The sequence below is a fragment of the Acinetobacter sp. CS-2 genome, from assembly GCF_016599715.1.
Taxonomy (GTDB): Bacteria; Pseudomonadota; Gammaproteobacteria; order Pseudomonadales; family Moraxellaceae; genus Acinetobacter.
On the sequence record NZ_CP067019.1, the window covers coordinates 1,068,393 to 1,087,787 of the forward strand.

Below are 19,395 nucleotides of genomic sequence, written 5' to 3' on the forward strand. Positions count from 1 at the left end.
AAATTTATTTTTTCTCATTACTTATGAAAAAACATCGAATAGTTCACAAAGTTATTTTTATTAAAATTTGTTATATTAGTCATCTAAACATCTCCCTCATATTCAAAAGCTGTTGGAATCAATTGTATGAATACTGAAAGTATTGCTGTGCTTGCCGCACAATGGAAGTCGGTTTGCCAGGACTTTTCAACAACTGATTTAAACGACACTTTTCAATTTATTCAAGCACATTCCCAGACCCTGGTCGATGAGTTTTATAAAGATATCATGCAGGAAAAGGAAGCATCCTATTTCTTATCCGATGATATGGTCCAGAACCGCTTAAAAACCACGCTGAATCAATGGTTAATCGATTGCTTTATTGTGCCCTTGCAGCAGAACTTTATCGAGATTGTCGAAAAGCAGCTGATGGTGGGTAAAGTCCATGCGCGTATCGGCATTCCATCCTGGTTAATTATGCGGGGTATCGGTGAAATTGAAAAGAAAGTCTTTTTGCTTCAGACCGAGCAGACGCAAGAAAACCGTCTGACCATTGCAGCGTATATTGTGCAGATACTGGGTTTTGCTTCGGAAATTATGTGTCGCTCCTATGAAGTCAATCTGGAAAAAAATAATGATACAAAACATACCTATCGTTTATTTTCTGCCATGCAGGATGTGTCGGCGCAAAAGGACAAGCAACGCAGTTCATTATTAGACTGGGAAAATGAGCTGATGTTTAAGGTATTTTCGGATGAGCCGAAATTTACACATCCCTTGCTGTCAAAATCTGAATTTGGCTTATGGTTTATCCATAAAGCTGCTTATGCATTTACCGGGACCGAGCAGGTCTCGACCATTATTGACCGTATTCACCAGATTGATTTGCTGAGCCAGCAAGTTTTAAATGCCACTGAAAGAGAGCAGGCCATTCAGCTGATCCAGCATATTCGTGAAAATAACAGGGAGATTCAGCATCTGGTTGATCAGCTGTTTCAGGTGGCTGACTATATCGACTTGGGCAGTGATTCCCTCACTCAACTGCTCAATCGGCGCTATTTACATACGATTGTTTCGCGTGAAATTAATTTTTCCCGTAAAAATAATGCCCCCTTGTCTTTACTGGCCATAGATGCCGATTACTTTAAACGGATTAATGACAAATTCGGCCATGCAGCCGGTGATTCAGCTTTAAAGTTTATTGGTGAAGTGCTGCTCACTTCCATTAAGGGCAGTGATTATGCATTCCGTGCAGGTGGGGAAGAGTTTTTATTGCTGCTGGTAGACAGCGATTTGGTTCGGGCAAAAGAGATTGCAGAACAGGTGCGTAGCCGGACTCAGGAAACCACCATTCGTACCAGCATAGGCATCAGTTTTAATTTTACTGTCAGTATCGGCTGTGCACTTTATGATGGCCATCCAGACTATCAGCGTTTTCTGGATGCAGCAGATGCAGCACTCTATGCCGCAAAAAATAATGGCCGAAACTGTATTCAAGTCACCAAGCAGGTTGCGAGTTCTTAATCTGGAAAAATCAAATCGATGAATAAAAAAACTCCTCATATTCAGGGAGTTTTTTATTTGAAAATTTATGGTGAGTTATATTTTTTAAAGTCAGGATTCGACAATCACGTAGTATTTTTTCACAGCTTCAAGCACTTCAAAGCTTCCCTTAAAGCCGGGCGGAATAATCCCAGCATTTCCAGCAGTCACTTCAATATAAGTTCCGGTCGCTTGGTCGTGGATGCGAACTACACCTTCAATCACCTGAAAGAACTCCTGTTTGTTGTCGGCAAACTGAATATTCCAGCAACCGACTTCACAATGCCAGATGCCACAGTCCATATTGGGATGTTCATACAGGCTATACGTTTCACGTTGAGGATTACCTTGAACCAAACGGTCAGGGCGGGGGTAATCAATTGATTTTTCAGCGTGCGTTAAACCTTGTCCAGCTAACAGAATTTGCGACATGATCGGTCCTTAATATATGTGCTTCAATCAGGAGATATCAATTTTTGTACGGTATTATTTAACCACACACAAAAAAAGCCTCAATCGCTATTGAGGCTTTTTTTTAGAATTAAATTAATAGCTTTCAGGCAAGGCAGCCAAAAATTCACGACGTTCATCTTTATTGGTTTTGAAATCACCCACAAAAGACACAGTACGGGTAGTCGATTCCTGTTTGCCTACACCGCGCATCATCATGCACATATGCGCAGAATCAATCATTACCGCAACACCACGTGCTTTGGTCACTTCAGCCACCGCCTCAGCAATTTGCTGGGTCAGATTTTCCTGAATTTGCAAACGGCGTGCAAACATTTCAGTAATGCGGGCAAATTTGGATAAACCCAAAACCTGCCCTTCAGGTAAATAGGCGATATGCACACGGCCATAGAACGGCAATAAATGATGTTCGCAAAGTGAATAGAATTCAATATTTTTGACCAGAACCATTTCACGGTTGTCAGAAGGGAACACCGCACTATTGGTCACTTCTTCCAAAGTTTTGCTATATCCAGACGTTAAATACGAAAAAGCTTTAGCAGCACGCATTGGCGTATCTTTAAGACCAGGACGATTAAGATCTTCACCAACGGCAGTTAAAATGTTGGCGTAGGATTGCTGCATAGACATAAGACGTGTTCACTTACACTGATATTGAACAAGGACGGCATTGTAGCAGAAAACCGCTACAATGCCCTGTTTTAGAGAAAAATTCCGATTACTGTTTGAATTTTGGGTTTTTTTCTGCACGTTTTAGCAGAACCAGAACAGCACCGGTACCACCTTGCTTTTCAGGTGCACTGACAAAGGCTAAAACATCACGGTGCTGACGCAGCCAGCCATTGACATAGGTCTTTAAAATGGCTTCAGGACCTTTGCCGTGCACAATTTTAATGACATTCTGATTTTCATCTTTGGCCATTTGAATAATCTGGAGCACCGCAACACGGGCTTCTTCCACCGTACAGCCATGCAAATCAACCGCTTCAAACCAGCGCAGGTTACCTGCTTTTAAATCTTCAAATACTTTATGCTGCAAAGTTGCAATGCGATAGCTTAATGTCGCCTGGCTGGCTACCGGATTGAGCATGGCCTGTGTATCAGACAACTCTGCCTGATCGGTTTGCATAGGGCCGGTCGCAGCTGCACGTTTCGCTAAAGTTTGTGCATCCGGTTTTTTCTTTGACGCTTTTTCAAGTTTTGCAATATTGCTAGTGTCCATCTTTTTGACATCTTGCATTTGCTTTTGAAAAAGCGCGAAGTCATCTTCCTGCTCTTGTTCAGCAGTCTTTTGCACAGGCTCAGGCTGCTTCGTAATCTTCGAGGAATGCGGATTAGTGATTTGCTTTTTAAAAGATTTCAGTAAATTGTACTGATCTTTCGAAAGCGAAGAATCATGCTTACTCATAATCTTAATTATTCATCAAACAGTTTCAGGCTGACCAAATAATGCCGTAAAGGCATGATCTGGACGAGGCTGTTTCATAAAACTTTCACCCACAAGGAAGGCATGAATATCATGTTCTTGCATCATGTGGACATCATCTGGTGTGGCAATGCCGCTTTCAGTCACCAATAAACGTGAGGGTTCGAGCAATTTTTTCAAACGCAGCGATGTATTTAAATCGACATCAAAGGTTTTTAAATTGCGGTTGTTTACACCCAGCAAGCAACGTTCTGAAAGTTTCAGTGCACGTTCCAGCTCATTTTCATCATGTACTTCAACCAGTACATCCAGATCATGTTCGAATGCGGTTTTAGACATTTCTTCCAGTTGCTGGTCAGACAGACATGCCACAATTAAAAGAATACAGTCTGCATGCAGGGCACGGGCTTCAATCACGCCATAAGGGTCAATCAGGAAATCCTTGCGTAATGCCGGCAGGGCACAGTGCGAACGGGCAATCTGGATATTTTCGTCGGCACCCTGAAAAAAGTCCACATCTGTCAGTACAGACAGGCAGGCTGCGCCAGCTTGCTCATACTGCTGGGCAATTTCAGCAGGATTAAAGTTCTCACGAATCACGCCTTTAGATGGAGATGCTTTTTTGATTTCTGCAATCACACCTGGGCGCTTGTGTTGTAAAGACTGTGCAAAACCACGCACAGGCGTTGCTGCTTGTGCCAGTTCTTCCACATCTTTATAGCTGTGTTGCTTAAGGCGGGCAGCAAATTCTTCCTGCTTACGGTCGACAATTTTGCCTAAAATTGTATTTGCGATATCTACCATGATCTTTGTCCTACCGTCTTAAGCTTCGTATTCTTTTAAAGTTTTGGTGAATTCAGACAAAATGCCCATTTTTTCTAAAGCTTGGCCGCCATAGATAATGTCATGTGCCAAAGCGACACCTTGCTTATAGCTATGGGTCAAGCCTGAAACGTAGATACCTGCACCGGCATTGAGTGCAATCATATTTGCCGCTTTTTCACCGATGGCAGATTTTTTCTTGCCTAAAGCATCTTTAATTAAAGCCAGGCTTTCAGCTGCACTATCTACAGAAAGGCCGGTTAAAGTTTGCGATTCAATGTCGACTGCTTCAGGCTGAATTTCCCATTCCGTGATTTCACCATCTTTCAGTTCAGCCACATAGGTTGAAGAGGCGAGACTGATTTCATCTAAGCCATCTTTAGAATGCACTACCATGGCATGTTCTGCGCCCAGCTGTTTCAATACTTCAGCCATTGGGCGACAAAGTTCAGTGGAAAATACGCCAATCACAAAGCGTTTCACCCCGGCCGGATTGGTGAGCGGGCCAAGCAGGTTGAAAATACTGCGAAAGCCGAGTTCTTTACGCGGACCAGCAGCATATTTCATCGCTTTATGGTGATTCGGTGCAAACAGGAAGCCAACCCCCATTTCACGGATGCAGCGTTCAGTTTGTTGCATGTTCAGGTCAAGATTAATTCCTGCCTGTTCAAGCAAATCAGAAGAACCTGATTTGGATGACACACCACGGCCACCATGTTTGGCAATGGTGGCACCAGCAGCTGCAATGACAAAGCTTGATGCAGTCGATACATTAAACAGGTTCTGGCCGTCACCCCCTGTACCCACAATATCAACTAAATGTGGAAGATCGCTGACATCAATTTTAATTGCAAATTCACGCATGACACGTGCAGCGGCAGTAATTTCATCAATACTTTCGCCTTTTAAGCGCAGTCCCATCATCAAGGCACCAATCTGGGCATCAGTGGCCTGACCATTCATGATGGTACGCATCACGTCTTCCATTTGCGGTTGAGTGAGTTCGATATTTTTAGTGATGTTATTTAAAGCTTGTTGAATATTCATAATCTTTGTAGCGCTCATTATGCGTAAATTTCTAAAAAGTTTTTAAAGATCTGATGACCGTGCTCACTCAGAATGGATTCAGGATGGAACTGCACGCCTTCGACCGGCAATGTCTTATGTTTCACACCCATGATCTCTTCCATAGAGCCATCTTCTTCATTAGTCCAGCAGGTCACTTCCAGGCATTCTGGCAATGTCGCCTGATCAATCACCAGTGAGTGATAGCGCGTTGCAGAAAATGGGGAAGGGAGATTGCTGAAAATCCCTTTATTGCTGTGATACATGTCCGATAAACGGCCATGCATGACTTTTTTAGCCCGAATTACATTTCCACCAAAAGCTTGTCCAATACTTTGATGTCCCAGGCATACGCCCAATAGGGGGATTTTACCGGCAAAGTGCTGGATCGCTGGAATAGAAATACCTGCTTCGGAGGGAGAACAAGGGCCAGGACCAATGACGAGATACTTTGGTTGCCATCGCTCGATATCTTCCAATGTCACGGCATCATTACGGACTACTTTTACTTCCTGATTTAACTCGCCAAAATACTGCACGATGTTGTAGGTAAAAGAGTCATAGTTGTCGATCATTAGAAGCATTTTAGATGTAAACCTCTGATTTAAATGGTGGTAACCAGTAACACTATAGAATGTTACTCACAATGTTACTCACATTAGAAATTTTGCATAACCTAGCGCAAATAAAAAAGCCGCTATCTAAGCGGCTACTTTATCAGAGTTTAGGGGTTGTGTGACAACTTCATTTACATAGCTGTTTAACCAGAAGTTGAACCGGCCATCTTTGAATGGCTCCTGAATTGCCCCACTTTTAATTCTTGTCCAAAGCGTTGTTTCTGAGCAGCACAAACGCTCAGCAAATTCTTTAACATTAACTCGTCGATCATCTTTAATTTGCATTGCCTTTTTTAGTTCCTGCATTTCATCAAAGATAGCCTGGAGTAACTCATGGTCAGCCTTACTTCTCATTACCCACCCCCAATCTTTTACCTGCTTTGATTTCCGCATCATTGGCATGAGAAAACCATTTTTTTGGATAACAATAGCCTTTGCCTTTCTTGCACTTCACAAGGATATTTTTTCCAATTGTTTCTTGATAAGTAAAAATCCTAGTTTCATTGTCTGCACATCGAGATACAACAGGATCACCCTGTTCAAAAATATTGTGCTGGCGACGATTTTCTAAAGCCGCTTTATCTCTGAGTCGCTGCATTAAGAGTTGATTTTCTTCCCAGGTAATTCCAATTTGATCAGGACTTTTCATGAAACCTCCCGCAAACTTTTCATGACCGAACCCGGTAAAATTGATTTGTGATTAATTTCAAAAATCTCATCCATATTTACAAAGAATGGAATGCCTTCATCAATATCATTACCAACAATTGAATCCGGACCATCAATGCGTCGAACAGTACCAGTAACTACAATCATTTGACCTAGAAAGTTTTCAAATTTGGCTTTAATCGTATCGCCAATATTCAACACAGGTTTTTCAATCATTGGTTGACTCCTGTTTAATCCGCTTTCCCGACTTAATTTCCTGATCGGTAGCAGCATCTTTAAGCTGAATAACCACAGGACCATCACGAAAGTCACTAGACACCATCTGTCCATCTAATTGCTTGCGTTCTTTCATTGTTAGATTGCGCCATTTTGCGATACACCAAGCACCTTTAAGAATCCCAATTGGCATATCCATGCACATTGATCCATAGCTATAACCATGATCTTGCAACCATTTTCTAGCAGCATTCACAGCACTAAAATCACCGGTTTGATTGAATTCGATTTCAGTCATCGGCTGGCTCCTGTGCTTCGAGCGTGGAATCTTTGGCATCAAGCTTAATCATTGACAATACAAAGCAATGTGCTTGCTCCAATTGAGTCATTCCAGTTTTTATATAACAACCATCTTTAGATACATCAAAAACATGACAATCAAATTCATCATCAAAACTACAATTTATTGAGTACCCATTTGAATAGGTAAGTGTGTCACCATCAAATAAACCAAACCCTTCCGGCACCGCTTGGGCTTTGGCGGCTTGCATTTCACGTACAGCCAAATCAAATCCATATTGCCATTGCTGAGATTTACCAGAATAACCACAACGGTTTTTTATTTTTTCAATATCCATCACTTCACCCTAATACTTGAAAATTGTGGTGTTTTAAATTGATAGCTGTCATTTTTGTACAATGCTGACAGCGTGTTCTTGATCGCCTTTTAAGCTCTGCTTCATCCTCTTTTAGTCGTTCACGCTGCTCGTTTATGTCCTTTTGTATCCGAGCAAAATAACCAACTGAATCTTTAATCCATAAAACTGGATTTACCTTTGCTCCGCATTTTTTGCACAATAACTCAAGAGACTTGGTATCGATTTCAACAATCATGTGCTGGCATTTTTTCGAGTTGATTCGAGGAAATTCCAGAACATTGTTCTCAGTATCAATAACTGTATGTTCCTGGAAAGGGTATTTGTAGTTTGGCTTTACCGGCTCATCCATCACGCCACCTCAACTTTCAAAACGTACTTTTTACCGCCACTGGTGAACTCAACCGCTTCGCCTTTTCCAAGCAGGTAATGCCCAATGGCTTCCAAATTTTTTGAGCTCAAACCTGTTTTGGCTCTTGCTCTGCGGCGGTCACACTCAAGACAGATATTTGATTTCACAGATCGCTCTGAAGTACCGCACGATCTGCATGGCGCAACCGGCTTATAGCTTTTTAAACCTTGCTTTTCAGCACGTGTACGCAAAATGTGATTCTGGTGACTATTAGGTCTTTCAGCACTTTGCAAAACAGTATCTGCATTGCAGTAATTAAACTCGGCTTTATTGGTATTTACGGCCGGCTTAATCTCACCACCATTTGCCACAAATTTTGCGACTGCTTCTGAGTAGTCAGGTTTGATTTGAGTTCCAATCATTACGCCACCTTCGCCAAATTATTCATCATCACAGCCTTGCGAAATTTGCCAGCCATGGCCCATTTCAAGTCATCAACAAAGCTTTTTCCATTGTTGAAATACTGCTTTAAAAACACTTCATAACGCCCGGACAAATAATCATCCAGATCATAAAATTCCTTTACCTCATGGCGCTCGAAATGGATCACGCCACGCTTTGTTGACCCTTTGCACTCTTTAGTGATAACCATCAGGTTCTTTTTGAGTGTAATTTTGTGACCGCCTCGATCTAGCCATTCAATGAAAGCTGGCGAAATACTGTTGGGTAGTCTCATGCTGCTTTCACTCCCTTTACTTGAATGCCAGACGTTGTGTGCGGACAAATTCAACACCCTCACACTCAAGAGATTCACGGCTTTGAAGTAAGGCGCGTTTATCCACCTCAACCACAGTCTTTTCCTTTTTAAATTCAGAAGGAATCTTACCCTCATCTTTAACAACGACTGACCAAGGATTTTGGCGAACCTTTACAGACAAAACCGGATCTTTGATTTCCTCCACACCAAAGGTCAGCATTTGCTGCAATAGCAGATTGCTTAGATAGCCAGCGGTCTGATCTAACTTTTTAGCCTTGTCTGCAATCCGCTTGGACTCGGCAGCAATCATTTTGCTTTCAAGCTCTAACTGGTGGACATACTTAGCAACATTCTTTGCTTTTTCTTTCCAGTTTTCCTCAGTGCCTACCATATCCATAAGCAATTCCTGAACTTGATTGCTGTTTGGGTCCGCACCTTCAGCAAGCAGCTCCTGAATATTTTCAATTTTTACAGCTAACTCAGTGCCAAATTCATATAAAGTTGTCATAATCATCCTCCCCAGGATTGAGGGCTGACTAAGCCCTCAGTTCTTTTTATTTATATATGATTCAAAATGGTAGATCGTCATCTAAGTCAGCAGGTTGAGCCGCCTTTGGCTGATTGCCATATCCTGTATTTTGTGGCTGTGCATATCCACTAGGTTGAGCGCCATTCGACTGACGAGTTGCGTCACCCATCGCAAGCAAACGCTCAAGGGCTTTAGGTAATAGCTCCGGTGTTGTTTTGCGCTCCAATACCTCTTTGGCCATCAACTCACTTTCAGCATTAAATGAAGCGAAAAAGTTCATTTGGTGGCGTTGTTGTCCTTGGCCATTAAGATAATTTTCACGCTGCAATAATAATCCGATACGTTTGCCTGCCATTTCTGGTGCAACAACACAAGTTTTCTTAACTTTTTGACTAATTTCATAGTCCCATTTTTCCAACTGCTGATCAGTAGGAGTGAGTGATCGAACTCCGCAGCATGCTAATAAGGCGTTGACCTTGTGAGTGCCAGATAATGGGTTGCCGTCCTTGCTAACAGTCCAAATTGTAAAAGTGCTATATTCTTTTGAGTCGGTTTCAAAGTTCACCTCAAAGCCTTGTGCGCCATTTTTTGAAGTGATGAACTCCATCGACTTAATAACCCCGACATATTTGCCAGTCTGTTCGATACGACCGCCAGCGTCCGCTTGTTTAGCTGATTCAGTATTTAGTGTGAATTGTTGATAAGTAGTCATGATTTATTCCTTATGCTTCAGTTGCTTGGTTGGTTTCAGTTGTCAGTCCGTAGTATTCACAGATGGCCTTATCAACTGCGTTTAGATCATTCTCGACATGCTCGTTTTCGAACAAGCCGATAGGGGATTTCACTGTGTTATGACCATTGTTTTTGGTCATGAAAACGTGCTGCTCATTAATGATTGCTGTCTGTAGGCAGATTGTAACCATGCCTTCCAGGGTGATTTTTTCATCCAGCATCTTGCCAATGGTTTTAATCTTTGTTTTCCCTGATTCACTTTCCTCTGTATGGCTCAGGATGTAGACGCGCTTGTCATCTGCAAGCTGGGCAGCAGTTGTAAATATTTCCCATGTGCTGCGACCGATCTCGGTAAATTTTGCAAAGCCTGTTTCCTGGCTTCTGCGCATGTATTCGTTCGCCATGACGTACTGATAGTCATCAATCACAATGATTGGGCGGGTTGATTTGTTCATGATTGCCATGATTTGCTGCGGATTGTCTGTAACCACAATCGAACCACCTTCTTTAGTAAGCGGCTTCCAGTCAGCAGATCTGAACGGCAGTGGTTTTTTAACCACCTGGATTAATAGCACTTCACTTGGGTTTAGATTGCGAAGGCTTGTTGATTTACCAGTACCAGACTGGCCTAAAATTAATGTTGCTATACTCATTATTCAGTCCTCAGTATTCAGTATTGATCGTTGGCAGCCTTAAGCCACCATCCCCATTTCAAATTTTTCAACCGCATCCTCTTCAAGCCATTCATTCAACTCATAAACCTGAGATTCAGTTAGAATGAAATGCAAGCCTGCTGGTGTTTCTTCAAAGTCAGATCGAGTGACCAAAGCCAAAGTTTTGTTGTCTACTTCAAGCTTGGTGTAATCCACATCACGGCCAGATTCAGGGTGAAATTGCTGTTCCATATACATTGAATCCGTCAATTCAACCGCTTTGATTTCACAATCAATGGATTGGTTGCCGACCATGAAAGAGAACTGCACGTTGTCTGCATCAACCTCGATACGTGATGAGATTGAAAGCAGCGGAAAACACGGAGCAAACAATTCAGGTTTAGTTTGAGCGTTCATGGTTTGCCTCCATCTGAAACTTAACCGCCTGCACTGCCTGACGATCCACATCATCTGAACAACTACGAACTGCAAAAGGTGTTGCCAAAATTGGCGAACTAAAAACCACTACTGCAATCACGTCACGCATAAAAGCTTTGAGCTTATTGCGTTTATTCGCCCGAGCAATCTGTTCACTAGAAGGCGGCTGCTGGTAAAGAATCCCTGTTGATGGGATATGGCCAAACTCTGGGGTTTGACTGTGGGAAGGTGTTTGGTTCATACTTATCTCACTCTTTGAGTAAAAGTCCCGTCGGTCGAATGTCAGGGACTTTTTTGTTATCTGGTGAAATTTAGTTTACCAAAGGAAACTTCAAAGTCAACAATAAAGTTTATTAAAAGAAACTTATTTTTATATTTGGAAACTTGTATGTTTTAATAGACAAAAGAAAACCCACCGCTGGGGTGGGTTAAAAGTATTTACTAGATATCAATAACAATAATTATTCATTTGCAGCTTGTGGAAGCTCTGACTCTTGATCACTTCTACTTGAATCATACTCTGCTTCGATTTCGCTGCTTCCTGAATCAATTTGCTCACCTGGGTTTTCTCCTCCGCATTCTGGATTATCATTTGCTTGTAATCCTGAGGTAGATGGTAAGTCGGCATTTTGTTGTTCATTTTCAGTGTTCTCTAAAAAGAGGTTTGCATTCATGACTAGATTATGGTCATTTCCATTTTCAAAGGCAATGACCAAGTCTTGTATTTTGGTTAATATTTTTATCTCTTCATGTGTGTTTGGTTTTCGAACATTTTTAAACAGTTCTTTTAATTCTTTTCTATCAATAACAAAACCATGTGATGAATAAGATAATAACAACTTACCTAAAGCATTAGATTTCAATATCTTGTATTTTTCATTTAGCCTCTTACCGTACTCATATGCAATAAAGTTTGCACGTTGTATTTCACCCATTCGAATAGGATCGATTTGTGAGTAAATTGGAGAAAGGAGGTTAGATGTTAAATTGGTTGCAACTTCCGCAGCTAATTTTGTAGAAACCCTACCGCCCATTCTGACGTCAATTAAAGTCTCTCTGAATATTTTGACCGCTTCAGTTTTTAGAGCTTCAAATGCTTGAGGTAAATCAAGACCAGAAGTTTTTTCACCTAATTCAGAAGATTTATTTAATTGTATATCTAAAGGGCCTAGCTCACCTTTGTCGTCTACTATTAATTCATTTGCACCAATACAAATTAATGTACCTGCAGATTTACAATAGGAAGGAATTAGCACACTAAAACCATCTTCATAATAGTGCTGTAAAGCTCTACCAATACGATAGCCTGCATCAGGATCTCCACCAGGTGTAACTAAAATCAAACATGCTTTTTTCTTATTAGATGACTTACCGATTTCTGTAATGCGATCATACCCAGATCTTGAAATATCAGCCATATATAAGATGTAATCAATATCACCCACTAATTATTCTCCACCCGATCTGTTCTAAAGGCTGCGTCGGATTCGCAGTTTTTAAATAGATTCAATATCATCAAAATACTTATTAACAGAATGAACCCACTCAGGTATAGATTCAAAATTTTCAAGTTTTGGAGTTTCACCAAACATAGCAATTATGTTTTGTGACAACGGGTATTTGATATTTCTTTTTTTAGCTAAAGCTGCCACATATTCATCAAATGATTCAAAGTCAGCAATTCTTGGATGATACTTATTTTTTATCAAGCGCTTATATGTGAAAACATAGACAAATAGTGAAATAATTACCGCAAGAAAAGATTCACCCGAACCATTTGATCCAATAAATGTTAAAAGCGACATAAATATAAAAACAGCAATATACTGCCAACGTGCTTTTTTTATATCTTTTAAAGTTATATTTTTACTTAATGCATAGTGAATTAAAGGTATGCATGAAATAATAAAAATATTAGTAATAAAACGAATAGAATCCATAAACCCTCTTATTTTTAATATATTCCTATCCAGCTCGCCAAAATTGACGACCCATAACTTTAAAATTTAGACCGTTTTGCTCCGATACTTCACGATCTCTGTATTTTGCATTTAAGCTATGCAGGGTGAGTTTCCCGCCTTCCTCTTTGAATATCTGCTTAATCATTCCTTCACCCTCAAAATAAACAGCATAAATTTCACCATCTACAATTTCAGTTTGAGAGATATCAATACCCACTAGATCGCCATCATGAATAAAGTCAGTCATGCTGTCGCCCTTGGCTTTAATGATCCTCATACAACTTGGATCAACATGCTTCCTTTGAAAGAATGATGGTGTAAATGGAAACTTCCCATTAATAACATCAAAATGAAATTCTATAGATTCACCAACACCACACGAAAAATTAGCTTCCACGACATCAATCCAAATAAACCCATTTTCTGTTTCGTAATCAATAACAGTTGGCTTATGCACTTCATCAACATCAAATGAAGCATCACTTTTGCCAGTCAAATTATGCTTATTCATAAACTCTTGCATATTGAAATTATTGAAGAGCTTTTCTTCTTCACCTGTAAGCAGCCAGTTCTGAGATGTTTTTAATACTGCTGCTAATGCCGGAAGGAATTCTGCCTTGGGTGTATTTGTTCCGGCTACCCATTTAGATACAGCTCCTTTTGTGGCTCCGGTTGCCTCAATTATTGCTGTTTGTCGAAGACCAAGCTCTTTCATTCTTTGAATTATACGGTCGCTAATAGTGGTCATACAAAATCCCTCATTTCCTGTTTCCTATAGTAAACAAGCACCTTGATATATGAATAAACTTATGGTTTACTAATGGAAACTATTAGTTTATAAAGGTAAACCATGACTGTTGATGAGCTAAAACTTCATTACGGAGTTAAAACCGATTCTGAACTCGCTCAGAAGGTCGGATACACCAAGGGCGCTGTTAGTAAATGGCGAAGCAAGGGCATATCCCTAGAAACCCAAGCTTTATTGCAACTAAAAACAAAAGGGAAGGTTAAGGCCAATCTACAAGCTTTAACTGCATAGGTGAATTTATGAGTCTTGAAAAGAAATCTACACATGTCCGTTTATCTCCGGAAATCCATGAGCGAGCTAAAACACTCGCTGAAATTAAGGGTAAAGACCTTGCTCAATATCTGGCGTTTCTTCTTGAAAAAGAAATCGTCGGTGAGTGGCATGTACTTAATTTACAAGCAAAATCCTTTGAGCGCTTGGGATTAAAAGCTTTAGTGCGGGATATCTCTACTGAGGTGAGCTTCGGAGAGGGACTGGAAGGGATTAACGAGAATTTAGGCAAAGAAAAAGCCTGATGGGAAAGATCAGGCTTCATGTTCTTTAAACGAGGTAAATCATTTTGAACTATCAAATTTTAGCAGAAATTGAACTAAATCGAAAGATAAGTTTGCTTCAAAAAGCCGCTGAAAATTACGCACTAAATCGAACACTTGAAAACTCAATGGCACTCGCTAGAGCTAAGGCTGCGTTGTGTGCTTTTGTGATGGAGGGTGTTTGATGAGCGCATTAAAAATTCAACCTTTGGATAATGTTGACATTCATCCAAGCACAGCAAAAAGGAATGAGCATAAAGCTATGTCCAAAAAGGAAGATGGTTATACACCATTGCCTAATTTTGTTTGTGATGAAGGGTATTTGGCTGCTTTAAGCGGTGAAGCCATCAAGTGCCTTGTTTTGCTAAATAGGCATATCAAAGGATTCCGTGAAGATAATAAATCGATTGGCGAATCTTTAATTTTGAAATTGGCTGGCTTTAAGGATAAGCGAACTGTTCGCAAAGCTATGTCAGATTTAGCAAAATTCAACCTTGTAAAAATCACAAAAACTTTGGGTAAAGCGACAACATATGAGGTCACTTTTGAGGATAGATTATCTATTGAACTAGTAACATCAAATGATACTGGTACATCAAAAGTAGTTACATCAAATGTACCTAGACTAGTAACATCAAATGATACTGGAACTAGTAACATCAAATGTCACTCTGTAAAAGAAAAGAAAATAAACTTAAAAGAAAGGGATCAAGAAAACCCAATCGATGAAGTTATGAATATCTGGAAACCAGACTTGCATCAGCTCAATTCGTGGATGCAAAGATCAGGCTTACCGAAAATCAATCAAACTCAGGTTGATGAATTACTTCTTGAAGTCAACCCTCACTACGAAAACAAAATCCGCACTGGTGCAGTAACCAGCACTCAGATGTATTCAAACTTCGTGAAGTGGATTAAGCGTGACAACAAACTTGTTGAAAAACTCATGCAGCAGGCTGCATCTGCAAATGCTCAACCAGTAATCCCTCAAGACTATCAATCTGACATGGGGGATTGGTAATGTCGAATATTCACAATTTATCAATCGAGCAATGTGTTCTTGTTGCTTTGATGACTGTCCAAAATTCACTTGAAACCGTGATGAATGATCTGGATGCAGAATGTTTTTACGCTGAACGACACAAGGCAATTTTCAACGCCATCACCGACCTGTCGAACGAAAACAAACCGTATGACGTAGTGTTTGTTGAACAAAAGCTGATTGAAACAAAACATCATGAATTGGTCGGTGGCACTGAATACTTGATGCGCATGTTCACCGAATCACCAAGCTCGTTCTACAGCCTGGAATCATATGTTGCTGAACTCAACAAGTTTAAATCACACCGTGAAGTTGAACAGATCGGCCAAAGCATCCAGGAGAAGGCGAAGGACCTAACCGTACCTGATATTCACAATGCTGCTGAAAACATCCTGAGTGGGTCAAACACAAGCGACAAGGCTGAGAAATCCAGTTTTACGTTTGAGGAAGCTTTGAAGCGTGCCGGTGAACAGTTAATCCAGAAAGCTGAAGCCAAAGCAAGTAAGCAATACACCGGCGTTAAGTTCAACCTGCCTCATTTGGACAACGTAGTGGGCACCATTCAGCGCGGACACTTCTGCGTGATCGGCGGTAGACCCGGATCAGGAAAATCGACTCTGGCGCAAATGGTGGCGATTCAGACCGCTATGCAATTCCGTGAAGCGGTATTGGTGGTATCGGCTGAGATGGATGTAGAGACATTCACGAACCGTTGTATCTCCGCATTGACCCATATTCCGTATGACAACATTCACAATGCTGAATTGTACGACGGCATGATGAGAGACTTCGCTAATGCCCAGGAGCGTTTTAACAAGCTACCGATCCATATCGAAGATAAGCAAAAACCAACCATTGCAGAGATTCACTCTTATGCACGCAAGGCCAAGCGCAACTACAAAAAATTGGGCTGCATCATTATTGATTACTTGCAGCTTGTGCGTGACCCAACCAAGAAAGACCGCTATCAGGAAGTCAGCTCAATCAGTCGTGACCTCAAGGCCATGGCCAAAGAGTTTGATTGCCCAGTAATCGCACTGGCACAGCTCAACCGTGAATCAGAAAAAGGAAAACGTCCAAAGCCGAGCGATTTAAAAGAGTCAGGCCAGATCGAGCAGGATGCAGATCAGATTTTGTTGGTTCATCCAATTATGAACAGTGATGACGAAATGCCAAGCGGTGTGACTGAAATCATTATCGGCAAGAACCGTCATGGCAAGAAGGGTGTGGTCCGGGTTGTGGACCGTTTGGATATCTGCCGTTTTTCTTCGATTCGTAGTGATGAGGAACAAGGCTTAGGGGGTGGGGTGTGAAGAATAGATTTTATTTACGTTCACCGCATGGCAATACCGGATCAAACATGGTTTTTCATGCGATTGATGGCAAGGGCTATACCTCAAATTTAGATTTAGCTCATGTTTACACATTGGAAGAAGCACAAAAGGAGTGGGAATTAGCTCGTGATGGTGAATACCCAATTTCCGCAGATCATATTGATTCACTGAGCATCTGGAAGATAGATCACCAGTATTTACCATCAAAATCAGACTTAAGCCCATCTGATAAATATGTGCTTTTTATTAAAGGCATCTGGGATGGAAACGATGTTTACTGGAGCGATTTGAATGGTAATAAATCAACCAATTTTTTACATGCTCAAATAATTGGACGCACAGCTGCTGAGTGCATTAACCACAATGATTATGTAGTGGTGCCTTTTGAATTGGCAGATAAGAAAAAACGTCGGACATTTAATTTTGCTTTGCTTAATCATAGAAAAATGATGATTGCAGCAGGCTTAAGAACTCCAGAACGCATAAAGAAATCATGTCGTAGAGTCATAAACCCAATGACCCGATTTAACTGCCCAACATGCGGAAAAATTAACTGGCAACACAATCCATATGATTTTGATGGATGTAAGCATTGTGATGAAGGGATGCATATTTCTTTTCAGTGGGGTGCCGCATGAAACACCCATTAGACGATAAAACAATCCTACTCATCTGCCTTATTGCTTTGATTTGCTTGTGTGCATTGGCGAGTGGATCTGAAAGTAAAAACTTTGTGCTGGGGTGGGTATGAACGAAATCATTCAACAACGAATTGAGTTTGTGCAAGCGGGCAAAGACATCACTTATGCACAGTTAATCGCTAAGCGTAATTTGCGTGAAGAACTTGAAACCGAAATGGAGAAGTATTTAGCGCGTGGTGGGAGGGTTGAAACACTCAAGGGTACTGAGTTTGTACCACGCCCACCGCGCAAACAAACCAAAATCAAAGGGCATGCGTCAAAGTCCCAGGTGGTGAAAATCAGAAATTGGGTGAATGCAGTAAGCACCACCCCAACCAGGCGCGAACAACTTTCAAGAACTACAGGAATTCATATTAATCGCGTTCGATCACTGCTTGCACCACCAGCAACACATGGTGCACGGATGACACAAAGTGAGTTTTCTTTGTTCATGGAGGCGATTCCATTCATCGAAAGACGCGAAGTACAAGGAAAAGCAGCATGAGCAATCATCACCTAAAAACACTGCGCGACAAATTAAACGGATCAATTCCACTGGCACCAAATGAAGATGAGGAATTGTTGCAAGAACAATGGAACCAGATGCATGCGGAAATGGAAGCGCTTAAAGCTGAGGATGAACGGAATTATGTGGAGTTTGAGAGATGAGTGAGCAAGGACAAAAATTCGATACAAACAAGCCAAGAATGTCACTACTTCCAAAAGGCGCTCTAAACGCTGTAATTCGCGTTTTAGAGTTTGGGGCTACAAAGTATCAAGTAGACAACTGGAAGCATGTTCCTGACGCGAAAACTCGCTATTACGATGCAATGCAACGCCATATTGATGCTTGGTGGCATGGTGAGCAGAAAGACTCTGAAACAGGAGAGCATCATTTGGCACATGCGATTTGCTGCGGGATGTTCTTGTGGTGGTTTGATGATATGGACAGCAAGGTTATGGTTGGTCAGGGATTTGCGGCAAAGTTTGTTCGCAAGGGTGATTTAGAAAAAATAGAAAATTGCTTACACATATCAACTTCGATGTTCCATGACGATAAAGCTGAATGCTTTGGATGTGGTGCAATTGTAAATCATGAGCGGAAAGTTATTGGGGTGAAGCGAGGTGCTAATGACTAACCTCATCATCGGCATTGATCCAGACCTAGAAAAATCAGGGGTGGCTGTCTTAGGGCAGTCACTGGAACTTAAAAACTTAACCTTTGCTCAGACTGTAGAGCTATTCCGAAGCCATCAAGATGAAATCAAGAAAGTTGTCATTGAAGCAGGTTGGCTGAATAAGAAATCTAATTTTCGTTTTGGTCATTCTAAGACCGAAGGAGAGCGAATTGCTAAAAATGTAGGTGAGAACCACGCAACGGGTAAATTACTGGCTGAAATGGCAAAAGAATGCGGTTTAGCGGTGGTATTGGTTAAGCCGACACGTACAAAGTTAAAAGCGGAAGATTTTAATCGTATTACAGGTTGGCAGGGCAGAACGAATCAAGAGCAGCGTGATGCGGCAATGTTGATATTTGGAATGAAATAAGTTTGAGGGTAATGGGATGAATGCAGCGGTTAAAACACAAGTAATGGATTGGTCAAAATTTACAGCTGAAGATTGGTTGAAGCAGTACGGTGCATACATTCAAACCTGTCGCATGAAGTCGGGGAATGAGCCTGATAATTTGGGTATTAATCAGATTTACTGGCTGATCTGTGAGAACAACAAAGGGGTGGCACCACGCAAGGATCAGATCATTTGCAAGATTGATGACTTTGAAGCAGAGCAGGTGCGGAAGCTCATCATTGAAGTGAAGCAATCAAAACTGATTTGTGATTCGGCTAAGGTGGCTGTTCAGTTGTTTATTGAAAAGAATGTTCGAGGGATGTCACTTGATCAAATGGTACGTGAATTCGCACTTGGTAGAACCTCAATCAAGAGCATGATCTACTGCGGCAAGTTTTATTTATCTGGGCATGACAAGCGATTAAAAATAGATTGAATATGAATTGACCGTGCGCACGGGATATGGCATATTTCTGTTATAGTGATCGAAGTGTATGTGATGCACTAAGTTAATTTAAAAGCTCGCCAAATGGTGGGCTTTTTT

34 protein-coding genes are annotated in these 19,395 nt (G+C 41.1%); 12 read left to right on the forward strand and 22 right to left on the reverse strand.

The genetic code is table 11. The annotated features are described in order from the left end of the window. Positions 1 to 126 precede the first annotated feature (126 nt). On the forward strand, positions 127 to 1,503 hold the full coding sequence (locus JFY49_RS04995) for a diguanylate cyclase (protein ID WP_200224158.1): 1,377 nt from the start codon (positions 127 to 129) through the stop codon (positions 1,501 to 1,503). A gap of 90 nt (positions 1,504 to 1,593) precedes the next feature. Here JFY49_RS04995 and JFY49_RS05000 read toward each other — a convergent pair whose 3' ends face one another. The 22 genes from JFY49_RS05000 to JFY49_RS05105 form a co-directional block, all read right to left on the reverse strand. Then, a complete protein-coding gene (locus JFY49_RS05000) occupies positions 1,594 to 1,953 on the reverse strand; it encodes a cupin domain-containing protein (protein ID WP_200224160.1) in 360 nt (119 codons plus the stop codon). A gap of 114 nt (positions 1,954 to 2,067) precedes the next feature. After that, on the reverse strand, positions 2,068 to 2,616 hold the full coding sequence (gene folE / locus JFY49_RS05005; protein ID WP_200224794.1) for a GTP cyclohydrolase I FolE: 549 nt from the start codon (positions 2,614 to 2,616) through the stop codon (positions 2,068 to 2,070). Positions 2,617 to 2,710: 94 nt separating this feature from the next. Then, positions 2,711 to 3,400 carry a Smr/MutS family protein gene (locus JFY49_RS05010; RefSeq protein ID WP_200224163.1) on the reverse strand — a complete coding sequence of 230 codons (690 nt, stop codon included), beginning with the start codon at positions 3,398 to 3,400 and terminating at the stop codon, positions 2,711 to 2,713. 15 nt (positions 3,401 to 3,415) lie between these two features. Then, positions 3,416 to 4,222 (reverse strand): indole-3-glycerol phosphate synthase TrpC, encoded by an 807-nt coding sequence (trpC, locus tag JFY49_RS05015; protein WP_200224166.1) that lies wholly within the window; start codon positions 4,220 to 4,222, stop codon positions 3,416 to 3,418. A gap of 18 nt (positions 4,223 to 4,240) precedes the next feature. After that, positions 4,241 to 5,287, reverse strand: coding sequence for an anthranilate phosphoribosyltransferase (gene trpD, locus JFY49_RS05020; protein ID WP_180042743.1), 1,047 nt, complete (start codon positions 5,285 to 5,287; stop codon positions 4,241 to 4,243). Between the two features lie 17 nt (positions 5,288 to 5,304). Further along, positions 5,305 to 5,889, reverse strand: a complete 585-nt coding sequence (locus tag JFY49_RS05025) for an anthranilate synthase component II (protein ID WP_086194983.1) — start codon at positions 5,887 to 5,889, stop codon at positions 5,305 to 5,307. Between the two features lie 117 nt (positions 5,890 to 6,006). After that, positions 6,007 to 6,276, reverse strand: a complete 270-nt coding sequence (locus JFY49_RS05030) for a helix-turn-helix transcriptional regulator (protein ID WP_200224168.1) — start codon at positions 6,274 to 6,276, stop codon at positions 6,007 to 6,009. Next, positions 6,266 to 6,571, reverse strand: coding sequence for a hypothetical protein (locus tag JFY49_RS05035; RefSeq protein WP_200224170.1), 306 nt, complete (start codon positions 6,569 to 6,571; stop codon positions 6,266 to 6,268). Before JFY49_RS05035 ends, JFY49_RS05030 begins: the two co-directional genes overlap by 11 nt. Then, on the reverse strand, positions 6,568 to 6,807 hold the full coding sequence (locus tag JFY49_RS05040; protein WP_200224172.1) for a hypothetical protein: 240 nt from the start codon (positions 6,805 to 6,807) through the stop codon (positions 6,568 to 6,570). Before JFY49_RS05040 ends, JFY49_RS05035 begins: the two co-directional genes overlap by 4 nt. Next, the gene (locus JFY49_RS05045; protein WP_200224174.1) at positions 6,800 to 7,105 is read right to left on the reverse strand and encodes a hypothetical protein; all 306 of its coding nucleotides are present in this window, start codon (positions 7,103 to 7,105) and stop codon (positions 6,800 to 6,802) included. Before JFY49_RS05045 ends, JFY49_RS05040 begins: the two co-directional genes overlap by 8 nt. Further along, entirely contained in the window at positions 7,098 to 7,445 is a 348-nt protein-coding gene (locus JFY49_RS05050; RefSeq protein ID WP_200224176.1) for a hypothetical protein, read from the reverse strand. The genes JFY49_RS05045 and JFY49_RS05050 overlap by 8 nt, the downstream gene beginning before the upstream one ends. A 4-nt stretch (positions 7,446 to 7,449) precedes the next feature. Beyond that, positions 7,450 to 7,815: a hypothetical protein gene (locus tag JFY49_RS05055; protein ID WP_200224177.1), complete on the reverse strand. Its 366-nt coding sequence runs from the start codon at positions 7,813 to 7,815 to the stop codon at positions 7,450 to 7,452. Then, on the reverse strand, positions 7,815 to 8,237 hold the full coding sequence (locus JFY49_RS05060; RefSeq protein ID WP_200224180.1) for a hypothetical protein: 423 nt from the start codon (positions 8,235 to 8,237) through the stop codon (positions 7,815 to 7,817). Before JFY49_RS05060 ends, JFY49_RS05055 begins: the two co-directional genes overlap by 1 nt. Next, on the reverse strand, positions 8,237 to 8,551 hold the full coding sequence (locus JFY49_RS05065) for a hypothetical protein (RefSeq protein WP_227609543.1): 315 nt from the start codon (positions 8,549 to 8,551) through the stop codon (positions 8,237 to 8,239). The genes JFY49_RS05060 and JFY49_RS05065 overlap by 1 nt, the downstream gene beginning before the upstream one ends. 16 nt (positions 8,552 to 8,567) lie before the next feature. Further along, entirely contained in the window at positions 8,568 to 9,080 is a 513-nt protein-coding gene (locus JFY49_RS05070; protein WP_200224182.1) for a siphovirus Gp157 family protein, read from the reverse strand. A 61-nt stretch (positions 9,081 to 9,141) separates the two neighbouring features. Next, positions 9,142 to 9,813, reverse strand: coding sequence for a hypothetical protein (locus JFY49_RS05075; protein ID WP_200224184.1), 672 nt, complete (start codon positions 9,811 to 9,813; stop codon positions 9,142 to 9,144). Positions 9,814 to 9,823: 10 nt separating this feature from the next. Then, the gene (locus JFY49_RS05080) at positions 9,824 to 10,486 is read right to left on the reverse strand and encodes an AAA family ATPase (RefSeq protein WP_200224186.1); all 663 of its coding nucleotides are present in this window, start codon (positions 10,484 to 10,486) and stop codon (positions 9,824 to 9,826) included. Positions 10,487 to 10,525: 39 nt separating this feature from the next. Next, on the reverse strand, positions 10,526 to 10,903 hold the full coding sequence (locus tag JFY49_RS05085; RefSeq protein WP_200224187.1) for a hypothetical protein: 378 nt from the start codon (positions 10,901 to 10,903) through the stop codon (positions 10,526 to 10,528). After that, positions 10,887 to 11,165, reverse strand: a complete 279-nt coding sequence (locus JFY49_RS05090) for a hypothetical protein (protein ID WP_200224189.1) — start codon at positions 11,163 to 11,165, stop codon at positions 10,887 to 10,889. Before JFY49_RS05090 ends, JFY49_RS05085 begins: the two co-directional genes overlap by 17 nt. 220 nt (positions 11,166 to 11,385) lie before the next feature. After that, positions 11,386 to 12,369: an SDH family Clp fold serine proteinase gene (locus tag JFY49_RS05095; protein WP_200224190.1), complete on the reverse strand. Its 984-nt coding sequence runs from the start codon at positions 12,367 to 12,369 to the stop codon at positions 11,386 to 11,388. A 51-nt stretch (positions 12,370 to 12,420) separates the two neighbouring features. Then, on the reverse strand, positions 12,421 to 12,864 hold the full coding sequence (locus JFY49_RS05100) for a hypothetical protein (RefSeq protein WP_200224192.1): 444 nt from the start codon (positions 12,862 to 12,864) through the stop codon (positions 12,421 to 12,423). Between the two features lie 25 nt (positions 12,865 to 12,889). Continuing rightward, the gene (locus JFY49_RS05105) at positions 12,890 to 13,633 is read right to left on the reverse strand and encodes a LexA family transcriptional regulator (protein WP_200224194.1); all 744 of its coding nucleotides are present in this window, start codon (positions 13,631 to 13,633) and stop codon (positions 12,890 to 12,892) included. A 102-nt stretch (positions 13,634 to 13,735) separates the two neighbouring features. On the opposite strand from JFY49_RS05105, the gene JFY49_RS05110 reads away from it, so the two are divergent. The 11 genes from JFY49_RS05110 to JFY49_RS05160 all read left to right on the forward strand — a co-directional run bounded on the left by JFY49_RS05110 (position 13,736) and on the right by JFY49_RS05160 (position 19,287). Next, the gene (locus JFY49_RS05110) at positions 13,736 to 13,924 is read left to right on the forward strand and encodes a hypothetical protein (protein WP_131289010.1); all 189 of its coding nucleotides are present in this window, start codon (positions 13,736 to 13,738) and stop codon (positions 13,922 to 13,924) included. A gap of 8 nt (positions 13,925 to 13,932) precedes the next feature. Beyond that, positions 13,933 to 14,208 (forward strand): hypothetical protein, encoded by a 276-nt coding sequence (locus JFY49_RS05115; protein WP_200224196.1) that lies wholly within the window; start codon positions 13,933 to 13,935, stop codon positions 14,206 to 14,208. A gap of 44 nt (positions 14,209 to 14,252) precedes the next feature. Beyond that, positions 14,253 to 14,411: a hypothetical protein gene (locus JFY49_RS05120; protein WP_200224197.1), complete on the forward strand. Its 159-nt coding sequence runs from the start codon at positions 14,253 to 14,255 to the stop codon at positions 14,409 to 14,411. Then, a complete protein-coding gene (locus tag JFY49_RS05125; RefSeq protein ID WP_200224199.1) occupies positions 14,411 to 15,247 on the forward strand; it encodes a replication protein in 837 nt (278 codons plus the stop codon). Before JFY49_RS05120 ends, JFY49_RS05125 begins: the two co-directional genes overlap by 1 nt. After that, on the forward strand, positions 15,247 to 16,581 hold the full coding sequence (locus JFY49_RS05130) for a replicative DNA helicase (RefSeq protein ID WP_200224201.1): 1,335 nt from the start codon (positions 15,247 to 15,249) through the stop codon (positions 16,579 to 16,581). The genes JFY49_RS05125 and JFY49_RS05130 overlap by 1 nt, the downstream gene beginning before the upstream one ends. 47 nt (positions 16,582 to 16,628) lie before the next feature. Further along, positions 16,629 to 17,240 carry a hypothetical protein gene (locus tag JFY49_RS05135; protein ID WP_200224203.1) on the forward strand — a complete coding sequence of 204 codons (612 nt, stop codon included), beginning with the start codon at positions 16,629 to 16,631 and terminating at the stop codon, positions 17,238 to 17,240. A gap of 109 nt (positions 17,241 to 17,349) precedes the next feature. Further along, positions 17,350 to 17,787 carry a hypothetical protein gene (locus JFY49_RS05140; protein ID WP_200224205.1) on the forward strand — a complete coding sequence of 146 codons (438 nt, stop codon included), beginning with the start codon at positions 17,350 to 17,352 and terminating at the stop codon, positions 17,785 to 17,787. Then, a complete protein-coding gene (locus tag JFY49_RS05145) occupies positions 17,784 to 17,951 on the forward strand; it encodes a hypothetical protein (protein WP_200224207.1) in 168 nt (55 codons plus the stop codon). The genes JFY49_RS05140 and JFY49_RS05145 overlap by 4 nt, the downstream gene beginning before the upstream one ends. Then, positions 17,948 to 18,421 (forward strand): dATP/dGTP diphosphohydrolase domain-containing protein, encoded by a 474-nt coding sequence (locus JFY49_RS05150; RefSeq protein WP_200224209.1) that lies wholly within the window; start codon positions 17,948 to 17,950, stop codon positions 18,419 to 18,421. The genes JFY49_RS05145 and JFY49_RS05150 overlap by 4 nt, the downstream gene beginning before the upstream one ends. Next, the gene (locus tag JFY49_RS05155; protein WP_200224210.1) at positions 18,414 to 18,830 is read left to right on the forward strand and encodes a hypothetical protein; all 417 of its coding nucleotides are present in this window, start codon (positions 18,414 to 18,416) and stop codon (positions 18,828 to 18,830) included. Before JFY49_RS05150 ends, JFY49_RS05155 begins: the two co-directional genes overlap by 8 nt. Before the next feature lie 16 nt (positions 18,831 to 18,846). Continuing rightward, positions 18,847 to 19,287 carry a hypothetical protein gene (locus JFY49_RS05160; RefSeq protein ID WP_200224212.1) on the forward strand — a complete coding sequence of 147 codons (441 nt, stop codon included), beginning with the start codon at positions 18,847 to 18,849 and terminating at the stop codon, positions 19,285 to 19,287. Positions 19,288 to 19,395 lie beyond the last annotated feature (108 nt).